The 10146-nt window shown below is 48.9% G+C and carries 9 protein-coding genes and 1 pseudogene; 6 read left to right on the top strand and 4 right to left on the bottom strand.

The features are described from left to right. Together murD and mraY are read right to left on the bottom strand one after the other, a co-directional pair. The coding region (murD, locus tag Q0438_RS07510; protein WP_299189813.1) for a UDP-N-acetylmuramoyl-L-alanine--D-glutamate ligase at positions 1-1072 on the bottom strand (1072 nt) is incomplete at its 3' end. Between the two features lie 113 nt (positions 1073-1185). Then, complete coding sequence (mraY, locus tag Q0438_RS07505) at positions 1186-2250, bottom strand: phospho-N-acetylmuramoyl-pentapeptide-transferase (protein ID WP_177386640.1); 1065 nt, start codon at positions 2248-2250, stop codon at positions 1186-1188. Positions 2251-2448: 198 nt separating this feature from the next. On the opposite strand from mraY, the gene gpmI reads away from it, so the two are divergent. From gpmI to rho, 6 genes are all read left to right on the top strand, one after another. Continuing rightward, positions 2449-3915, top strand: coding sequence for a 2,3-bisphosphoglycerate-independent phosphoglycerate mutase (gene gpmI, locus Q0438_RS07500; RefSeq protein ID WP_299189811.1), 1467 nt, complete (start codon positions 2449-2451; stop codon positions 3913-3915). Between the two features lie 101 nt (positions 3916-4016). Beyond that, entirely contained in the window at positions 4017-4760 is a 744-nt protein-coding gene (gene fabG / locus Q0438_RS07495) for a 3-oxoacyl-ACP reductase FabG (RefSeq protein WP_299189810.1), read from the top strand. A 68-nt stretch (positions 4761-4828) separates the two neighbouring features. Next, the gene (gene acpP / locus Q0438_RS07490) at positions 4829-5065 is read left to right on the top strand and encodes an acyl carrier protein (protein ID WP_299189808.1); all 237 of its coding nucleotides are present in this window, start codon (positions 4829-4831) and stop codon (positions 5063-5065) included. A gap of 18 nt (positions 5066-5083) precedes the next feature. Continuing rightward, entirely contained in the window at positions 5084-6301 is a 1218-nt protein-coding gene (locus Q0438_RS07485) for a beta-ketoacyl-ACP synthase II (RefSeq protein WP_299189806.1), read from the top strand. Continuing rightward, positions 6301-7239, top strand: coding sequence for an acetyl-CoA carboxylase carboxyl transferase subunit alpha (gene accA, locus Q0438_RS07480; protein ID WP_299189802.1), 939 nt, complete (start codon positions 6301-6303; stop codon positions 7237-7239). The genes Q0438_RS07485 and accA overlap by 1 nt, the downstream gene beginning before the upstream one ends. 60 nt (positions 7240-7299) lie before the next feature. Beyond that, positions 7300-8646, top strand: coding sequence for a transcription termination factor Rho (rho, locus tag Q0438_RS07475; protein WP_005873347.1), 1347 nt, complete (start codon positions 7300-7302; stop codon positions 8644-8646). Positions 8647-8974: 328 nt separating this feature from the next. On the opposite strand, the gene Q0438_RS07470 is transcribed toward rho, so the two are convergent. Together Q0438_RS07470 and Q0438_RS07465 are read right to left on the bottom strand one after the other, a co-directional pair. Further along, on the bottom strand, positions 8975-9802 hold the full coding sequence (locus Q0438_RS07470) for a hypothetical protein (protein ID WP_299189799.1): 828 nt from the start codon (positions 9800-9802) through the stop codon (positions 8975-8977). Between the two features lie 117 nt (positions 9803-9919). Continuing rightward, positions 9920-10146, bottom strand: a pseudogene (locus tag Q0438_RS07465) (sodium-dependent transporter); the annotation flags it as partial.

Below are 10146 nucleotides of genomic sequence, written 5' to 3'. Positions count from 1 at the left end.
AAGGAAGTCCGTATTCGCCACATAAAAGTACGATTTTATCGGTATTTGAGCCGATTGCGTAAATTTGTAGATCGTATTTTTTAAACTCCGCAAAAAGCGGGTGCAGATCCACGCCCTTATCATCGCCGCCAAGGATCAGATGTATTTTGCGCCCGGCATATCGTTTAAGGGCTTGCGCGCACGCATCGATGTTAGTGGCCTTCGTGTCATTGACCCAGATTCTGCCGCGCGCGTCGGTAAATTCCTCTAGTTTATTGCCTTCGATCACGAAGTCATTCAGTCGCGCGACGTCGCATCTGTCGAATAAAATTTTCTCCACACACAGCGCCAAAAGCGCGTCTATCAAAAACGGAGTACGGAATTTTATCTCGCCTAAACCGATGCCGAATTTTTGTGCCAGATCCGCTTCATCCTCGTAGCAGATCACGCTCGCTAGGCTATTTTGCGCGACGGCGGAGTTTTCGTAGGCGCGCGGGATCAGCGCCACGGAGCCTTCGCGCATCGCTAACAGCGGCGAGAGTTTAGCGCGCTCATACTCCGCAAAATCGCCGTGCCAACTGAGATGATCGGGCGTGATCGCAAGCAGCACGTAGATGTCGGGGCACGCATGCTTGGTGTAGTGCAGCGTAAACGAACTCGTCTCCAGCACCCAAATTTTAGCGCTTTTATCAAGCTTTGCAAGCGGGACGCCCACATTGCCGCCCATTTGCGAGCCGTATCGCTCGAGCAGGTGCTGCATCATCTTCGTCGTCGTCGTCTTGCCGTTCGTGCCGCTGATCCAAATTTTAAGGCCTTTGTAATCGTCGAAATAATCGTATTCGCTGATTAAATTCCGTGCCTTTCGCACCAGCTCGTGATACGGCGGAAAGCCCGGGCTTGGGATCTCAAGCTCGCTTGCGGCGGGATCGAACTCGCTTGGGTTTAAAAGCGCGTTGCCGAACTCGTCCAGCTTCGGCGCGCCCGAAGAAATTTCAAATTTATCGTCGTAGATCTCCCAGTAGCCGCCTTCGTCGCGGCAGTGCTCGGCGATCGCTTTGGTCGTAAGCCCGTAGCCAAATAGCGATTTTTTCATTTTTCTCCCCTTTCGCCCCATAAAATTTGAGTTATCTCATCGGCGCTAAGTTCGCTCATTTCGCCGTTTCTCTCGCATCTTTCAAAAAGCCACATTTAATCTGCGCTCGCATTTTATCTTAGTTTCAGCGACGTCAGCGCTATGATATTTGCGATCAGCGCGATGATCCAAAAGCGGATGATGATTTTGTTCTCGACCCAGCCTTTAAGCTCGAAATGGTGGTGTATCGGCGCCATCAGGAAAATTCTGCGTTTGAAAATTTTAAAGCTGCCCACCTGTAAGATCACGCTGAGCGTTTCGATGACGAAGACGAAGCCGATCATTATGAGTAAAATTTCGTTTTTCGTGATGACCGCGCAGTATCCTAAAAACGCGCCCACGCTGAGGCTGCCGCTATCGCCCATAAAGACTTCGGCGGGATAGCAGTTGAACCACAAAAATCCAAGCAGTGCGCCGATCAGCGCCGAGACGATGATGCAGACCTCGCCCGCGCCCGCGACGCGCGGTAGCAAGAGATATTGCGAGTAGATCGCATGCCCGCAAAGATAGGCAAATACGCCCAAGCTGCAGAGCGAAAACACCGACGGAATGGTCGCTAGCCCGTCTAATCCGTCGGTTAAATTTACCGCGTTTGAGCTAGCGCTTATCACGATCGTCCAAAACAGCGGCGCGAAGATCCATAAATTTAGCAGAGGGTACTTAAAAAACGGCACGAAAAATTCCCCGCCCAGATCGCTAAAAGCATAAAGCGTAGCCCCGATCAGAAACGCCAAGAAATTTTGCAGTGCAAATTTAGCCCGTGCACTAAGACCTGCATGGTTTTGGCGGCCTAAAATTTTAGAGATATCGTCCTTAAAGCCTATGTATCCAAAGCCCACCAAACAAAGCAGTCCGCATAGCACGAAGACGTTGTTTAGCTTGGCGCACAGCAGGCTTGCGAGCACCGCGGCGGTAACGAAAACGAGCCCGCCCATCGTCGGGGTTTTGCTCTTTTTCTGATGGTTTTGGGGCGCGAGCTCGTAGATGGGCTGCGCGGCGTGTCTATTTTGCGCCCAGCGGATAAACCGCGGCATAGCCCAGACCGAAAAACAAAAAGCGATAAAAAATGCAAGCCCTGCGCGCGCGGTGATGTATTGGAAAAAATTTATATTCGTAAGATGATAGAGATAATAAAACAAAGTTTGCCTTTTAAATTTTATGAAATTTTATATGAAAACGCGCATTTTAGTATAAAAGAGGTAAAATTTAGCTTTTAGGGCGGATGAAATTTTGCCGCATTTGCCAAAAGAAAGTATAATGCCGCTCGTAAAAACAGCGCCGCAGATCCGCCTCAAAAGGCCAGCGCGGCGAAATTTAGACGAAATTTAGGAGCCAAAATGGGGCAAAAGACGATTTTACTCATCACCGACGGCATCGGCTTTAACGCGAGCGATAAATTTAACGCATTCGCAAACGCAAAAAAGCCCGCCTATGATTATCTTTTTAAAAACGTGCCGAATACGCTGCTGCGCACCTCCGGGCTTGCCGTGGGCTTGCCGCAGGGGCAGATGGGAAACAGCGAAGTGGGGCACATGACGATCGGAAGCGGTAGAATTCTGTATCAAAACCTAGTCAAAATCGATCGCGCGATCGATGAGGGCTCGCTTGAGAAAAACGAAGCGCTGCAAAGCCTGCTTTCAAAGTGCCGCAGGTTGCACGTCATAGGGCTTTACAGCGACGGCGGCGTGCATTCGCACCTGCGCCATTTCGACGCGATCTGCGAGATAGCTCAGAATGCGGGTTGCGAGACCTGGGCGCACGCTATCACCGACGGGCGCGACGTTTCGCCGAGCAGCGGGGCGGAATTTTTAAAGCACCTACAGGCTAAATTTAAAGTCGGCAGCGTGTGCGGGCGCTTTTACGCGATGGATCGCGACAAGCGCTTTGATCGCGTAAAGCGCGCTTACGACGTGCTTATGGGCGAAGCGGCGCCGCTTGAAATTTCGCCTAGCGAGTATGTGCTGCAAAGCTACGAGTGCGGCGTGAGCGACGAGTTTATCGAGCCTGCGAGCTTTAACGGCTTTAGCGGTATCGGCGTGGATGACGGAGTGATTTTTATAAATTTTAGAAACGATCGCGCTAGAGAGCTTTGCGCGGCTTTGGGCGATGAGAGTTTCGGCGAATTTGAGCGAAAGTTCGTCGTGAAAAATTTAATCACGATGAGCGAATACGACGCGAGTTTTAAATTTCCTCTGCTTTTTAAGAAGCCCGTGCTTAAAAACACGCTTTGCGAAGTGATCGCGGAAGCCGGTCTTACGCAGCTTCACACCGCTGAGACCGAAAAATACGCGCACGTGACGTTTTTCTTTAACGGCGGCGTCGAGGAGCCGCTGCCGAACGAAACTCGTGTGCTGATACCAAGCCCGAAAGTAAAAACCTACGATGAGCAGCCGCAGATGAGCGCGCCAGCGGTGTGCGATGCGGTGATCCGCGGTATCGAAGCGGGGATCGATTTCATCGTCGTAAATTTCGCAAACGGCGATATGGTCGGCCACACGGGCAATTATGACGCCGCGGTGAAGGCGGTAGAGGCGGTGGATGAGTGCATCGGTAAAATTTTAAGCGCGGCGAAGGCGCACGATTACGCCTACGTTCAGATCAGCGATCACGGCAACTGCGAGGCGATGCGAGACGCAGACGGCGAAATTTTAACCAACCACACGACCTTTGACGTGTTTTGTTTCGTCGCGGGCGAGGGCGTGCGCGAACTAAAAAGCGGACTTGGGCTTAGCAACGTCGCAGCGACCGTGCTAAAGCTAATGGGGCTGCAAAAGCCCGCGGAGATGGATGAGGCGCTATTTTAAAATTTAAACGGCGCAGCTCGCGAGCAGATTTAAACTGCTAAAATTTAGGTAAATTTGGATAAATTTACGCTAGATATTAAAATTTTAATAAAAGGACAAGTATGAAATTTAGTGGAAAGAACGTTTTAATTACCGGTGCGAGCCGCGGTATCGGCGCGCAGATCGCAAGGACTTTGGCATCTTACGGGCTTAAGGTGTGGATCAATTATCGCTCTGCACCAGAGCCTGCCGACGCGCTGCTAGAGGAGATCCGCGCAAACGACGGAGAGGGTGCCGTGATAAAATTTGACGCGACGAACGAGGCGGAATTTAGCGAGGCGCTAAGCTTGATCGCGCAAAGCGACGGCGAACTAAGCTATCTCGTAAATAACGCGGGCATCACGAACGACAAGCTCGCGCTTAGAATGAAGCTGGAAGACTTCATGGGCGTGATCGAAGCAAATTTAAGCAGCGCTTTCATCGGCTGCCGCGAAGCCCTAAAGTTAATGAGTAAAAAACGCTTCGGCGCGGTCGTAAACATCGCCTCGATCGTCGGCGAAATGGGAAACGCCGGGCAGGTCAATTACAGCGCGAGCAAGGGCGGAATGATCGCGATGAGTAAGAGTTTCGCAAAAGAGGGCGCGGCGCGCGGCATCCGCTTCAACTGCATAACTCCGGGCTTCATCGCTACGGATATGACGGACGCGCTAAGTGACGACGTAAAAGCAAGCTACGAAGCGAGCATCCCGCTTAAGCGTCTTGGAAGCACGAGCGACGTCGCCGAAGGAGTTGCGTTTTTGCTTAGCGACGGTGCGGGCTACATTACGGGGGAGTCGCTTAAAATCAACGGCGGGCTCTATATGTAGCGTTAAATAGCGGAATTTAAGGTTAAATATTATAGAATTACGCGGTATTTTTTTAAAGGAGTGCTAAAATGGCAGTATTTGAAGATGTAAGAGACGTAGTTGTAGAGCAACTAAGCGTAAGCCCGGATCAAGTTAAAGTTGATTCGAAGATTATCGAGGATTTGGGCGCGGACTCTCTTGACGTAGTTGAGCTAGTAATGGCTTTAGAGGAGAAATTCGGTATCGAGATCCCTGATAGCGAGTCCGAAAAATTAGTAAGCATTAAAGACGTAGTAGATTATATAGAAAATTTGCCTAAGAAATAAAATTTTAAGGAAGCGGTTTTGAAACGAGTCGTAGTAACGGGCATCGGGATGGTAACCTCTCTCGGGCTTGACAAACAGAGCAGTTTTGAAAATATCTGTAACGGAAAAACCGGGGTTGATAAAATTTCGCTCTTTGACGCTAGCGAATTTCCGGTTCAAATTGCAGCTGAAGTAAAAGGTTTCGATCCTTCGAGCATAATCGAAGATGGAAAAGAGATAAAAAAGATGGATAGATTTGTCCAGCTAGGGCTTAAAGCCGCCGGCGAAGCTATAGAGGACGCTAAATTTAGCGGTTTTGATAGCGACGAATTCGGCGTTAGCTCGGCTAGCGGTATCGGCGGTTTGCCGAATATCGAGATAAACGCCAACACCTGCTTGCAGCGCGGTCCTAGGCGAATTTCTCCGTTTTTTATCCCTTCTGCGTTAGTAAATATGCTCGGCGGCTTTGTTTCAATATATTACAACCTAAAAGGCCCGAATTTATCCAGCGTTACGGCTTGTGCGGCTTCCGCGCATGCGATTATGGATGCTGCGAGAGTTATTATGATCGGCGAAGCGAAAAAGATGCTCGCAGTGGGAGCCGAGGCTGCGGTTTGTCCCGTAGGTATCGGCGGATTTGCCGCGATGAAGGCGCTTTGCGCTAGAAATGACGATCCTGCGCACGCTTCACGTCCGTTCGATGCGGAGCGAAACGGCTTTGTAATGGGCGAAGGTGCAGCGGCTTTGGTTTTAGAAGAGCTAGAGGACGCAAAAGCGCGCGGCGCTAAAATTTACGGCGAGCTCGTAGGATTCGGCGCTAGCGGCGATGCTTATCATATCACTTCGCCTAGCCTAGACGGCCCGATCCGCGCTATGAAAAAAGCCTACGAGATGGCGGAACGCCCGAAGATTGATTATATCAACGCCCACGGAACGTCCACCGCGATAAACGATAAAAACGAAACTGCGGCGTTAAAAGAGCTTTTCGGCGAGGGCAAGGTGCCTGCGGTCAGCTCCACCAAGGGTCAGCTAGGACACTGCCTGGGCGCTGCCGGAGCGGTAGAGGCTGCGATCAGCCTTTTAGCGATGCAAAATGGTATCATACCGCCTACGATAAATCAAATTTCAAAAGATCCCGATTGCGATTTGGACTATGTGCCAAACGTTGCCAGAAAAGCTAAACTCGATTGCGTTATGAGCAATAACTTCGGTTTCGGCGGCACAAACGCATCGCTTATTTTCAAAAGAGTGGATTGATGGCGAACTATCTGGATTTTGAAAAGCCTATAAAGCAGATCGACGAGGATATCACCGCTGCAAAAATTCGCGGCGATGAGGACGCGGTCGAAATTTTAAATAAGAACCTCGAAAAAGAAATTTCCAAAGTTTATAAGAATTTAAACGAATATCAAAGGCTTCAGCTTGCGCGCCATCCGGATCGCCCTTATGCGATCGATTATATTCGCGCGCTTTTGCAAGACGCCAGGGAGCTTCACGGCGACCGTGCCTTTAGAGACGATCCGTCGATCGTGTGCTATCTGGGCATTATGGGCAACCGCAAAATTGCCGTGATCGCCGAGCAGAAGGGTCGCGGCACCAAAAACAAGCTGAAGCGAAATTTCGGCATGCCCCATCCGGAGGGCTATCGCAAGGCACTGCGCGTAGCGAAACTTGCCGAGAAATTTAACCTTCCGATTCTATTTTTGATCGACACTCCGGGCGCATATCCGGGACTTGGCGCCGAGGAGCGCGGTCAGAGCGAGGCTATCGCGCGAAATCTATATGAGCTTAGCGATCTTAAAACCCCTACGATCGCCGTCGTTATTGGCGAGGGCGGCAGCGGCGGAGCTTTAGCGATCGGCGTGGCCGATCGTTTAGCGATGCTTCAAAACTCAATCTTTTCGGTCATCTCTCCCGAGGGCTGTGCCGCGATTTTGTGGAACGATCCGAGCAAGAGCGAGGCCGCTACGAAAGCGCTAAAGATCACCGCCGAGGAGCTAAAAGAGCTGGGCTTGGTCGATGATGTGATCAAGGAGCCTAAAACGGGCGCTCACAGAGATAAAGACGGCGCGATAAAAGCGCTTGGAAACTATGTCTTAACCGAGCTGCACAAGCTAGACGATCTTAGCATAGACGAGCTCATCAGCAGAAGACAACAAAAAATTTTAAGGTTCGGTGCTTATAAAGAGAACTAAATTTTTAAATTTCACGACTTTTAAAACTAAATTTAATAACTTCACACTCTAAGAGGACAAATGGAAAATACAAATCAAAATTCCGCTCAGACCGCCGTTTCAAATTCTAATCAAAACGGCAGAAAAACTTACGCTAAAACGCACGTTCCCGTCGAGGGCTACCAGATCGAGGAGCTCCGCTCGATGGATCTTGAAAATCTCATCGCCATAGCAGACGAGCTAGGCGTCGAAAACCCGCGCGAATTCCGCCGCCAAGCGCTCGTTTTTGAAATTTTACGCATGCAGACGAAGCAGGGCGGCTTTATACTTTTTACGGGTATTTTGGAGGTTACCGCCGAGGGTTACGGCTTTTTGCGCGGCATAGATTCAAATTTAAGCGACAGCGCCAACGACGCCTACGTGAGCCTCAGCCAGATCCGCAAATTCGCCCTTCGCGTCGGCGATATCGTCACGGGCCAGGTGCGCGAACCGAAGGATCAGGAGAAGTACTATGCGCTTTTAAAGATCGAGGCGATCAATTATAAATCGATCCAAGAGGCCAGAGAGCGTCCGCTATTTGACAATCTTACGCCGCTTTTTCCGACCGAAAAGCTCAAGCTCGAATACGATCCTATGCGCCTTACCGGTCGCGTGCTTGATCTTTTCACCCCGATCGGCAAGGGGCAGCGCGGGCTCATCACAGCGCCTCCGCGTAGCGGTAAAACGGAGCTTATGAAGGAGCTTGCCAACGGCATTACGCGCAACCATCCCGAGGTCGAGCTTTTGGTGCTGCTAGTCGACGAGCGCCCGGAGGAGGTAACCGACATGGAGCGCAGCGTGCGCGGCGAGGTGTTTAGCTCAACCTTCGATCAGCCCGCGTTCAACCACGTCCGCGTCGCCGAGCTCGTCATCGAAAAGGCAAAACGCGCCGTCGAAAACGGCAAGGACGTCGTCATCCTGCTCGATAGCATCACCCGCCTTGCGCGCGCCTACAACACCGTCACGCCTAGCAGCGGCAAAGTCCTAAGCGGCGGCGTGGACGCAAACGCCCTTCATAAACCGAAGCGCTTCTTCGGTGCGGCGCGAAACATCGAAAACGGCGGCTCGCTTACCATCGTCGCTACCGCGCTCATCGAGACCGGCTCGCGAATGGATGACGTGATCTTCGAGGAGTTCAAAGGCACGGGCAACAGCGAGATCATTCTCGATCGCAATATCTCGGACCGCAGAATTTACCCGGCGATCAACATTACCAAGTCCGGCACGCGCAAAGAGGAGCTTTTGCAAGGTAGCGAAAATCTGCAAAAGATCTGGGCGCTGCGCTCGGCGATCTCGACGATGGACGACGTCGAGGCGCTGAAATTTTTATACGCCAAGATGCTAAAAACCAAAGACAACACCGAGCTGCTATCGATAATGAACGGCTAAATTTTATTAAATTTAGCCTTATTTAAAATTTCGCTCTAAATTTAGCGGCGGAGCTCGCGCCGCTTGCCGCAAATACCGCCACGTAGCTTCGTATGCGCTTTTTCCAAGCGGCGCGTCTTTTTTTTTTCAAACTCCACTATTATAAGTTTAAATTTATCGCGATATTTGCTAAACGTTTTGCGCTCGCAGCACGGGATACGGCGCCGCCCGACAGAATTTTGCTTTGGTAAAAATCCATTCGCAAGATGTAAAGCGTAAAATTTTTACTGGGAATTTTATGTTTTGCTATGAATGGAGCCGGATATTTTATTGTTTTCTAAATTATCGGCTAAGATAAAAACATCGTTTTTATTAAACTATATATCAGATAAAAATTCCCGTAATACCTGTTTCCGTGGTTATCTATATAAAATTCGCACGAGTGTATAAAGTTGGTATTACTATACGGCACACATTCTTTAACGCCTTGCAGATATTGGTTTATGCGGTTATGAACCATATCAAATTCGTAATCTGGATTTTTTGTCTTTTCAGATGGTTGAAATTTATAGCTCATATACTTAATCCCCTCATAATATATGCAATATCTATTCTTTCCTAGCGCTCTTTCAAAAAAGGTAATATTTTTGCATTCTTTTATACTGAAGCTATCGGAACCATACATACCACCTTTGCAAGTAAATATAAGGGTTTGATTGAGATCATAGTTTATCTTTTTATTGCCTTCAAATGGCGTATATGAGTAGTTGCCATTTATATCAACATTTCTATCTGTATGATGATGGACAAAATCGACAAAATTCCAAGGAACGATTTTATTTGATGTTATTTTATTCGTAATTTTATTTAAACCAATAGTTGAGTTTAAATCATCAAATAGGCTAAAAGTTTTAGTATCCATATGCTTTTTAAATATTTTGTCTAATGTATAAATAAGTTCATTGAAGCTTAAATTTTTATCAGGAGCATAAAATGTATCATAATGGTAATATACGCAATCATTAAATTCTTCCTGTACGAAATTTTGTACCATCTCATCTTTACTAAGCCATTTTAGATCGCTGAAGCTAAACCCGCTGTAATTAAGCGCACCGACGATCACACAAATGCCGAGCGCGGCGATTAGGGCTTTGGATAGAAATTTAAGAGCTTTCAAAATTTACTCCTTTAGCAAAACGCTAGTTAAAAATATGAGCCTAACGGGCTACGATGTTAAGCGACCTTTTTAAATTTAAGCTCACACAAAGAGGGCTAAATTTAACTGAATCGCTTTCTACTTTCCGCCGAAAAACAGTAGATTTGCCATTATGATCACGATCGCGACGGGCGCTACGAAGCGCAGCGAAAAGTACCAAATTTTAAATCCAAGCTCGCCCATATCAGCGCCAAAAAGCCCGCGCAGGCGCTGCGCATCCATCACAAAGCCTACGAAGATCGCGGAGGTCAGCGCGCCGAGGGGCAGCATGACGTTTGAGCTTACGAAGTCCAAACAGTCAAAAA

Origin of the sequence: uncultured Campylobacter sp., assembly GCF_938030785.1 — a bacterium.
GTDB lineage: Bacteria > Campylobacterota > Campylobacteria > Campylobacterales > Campylobacteraceae > Campylobacter_B.
This window is presented reverse-complemented; position numbering and strand designations above follow the sequence as displayed.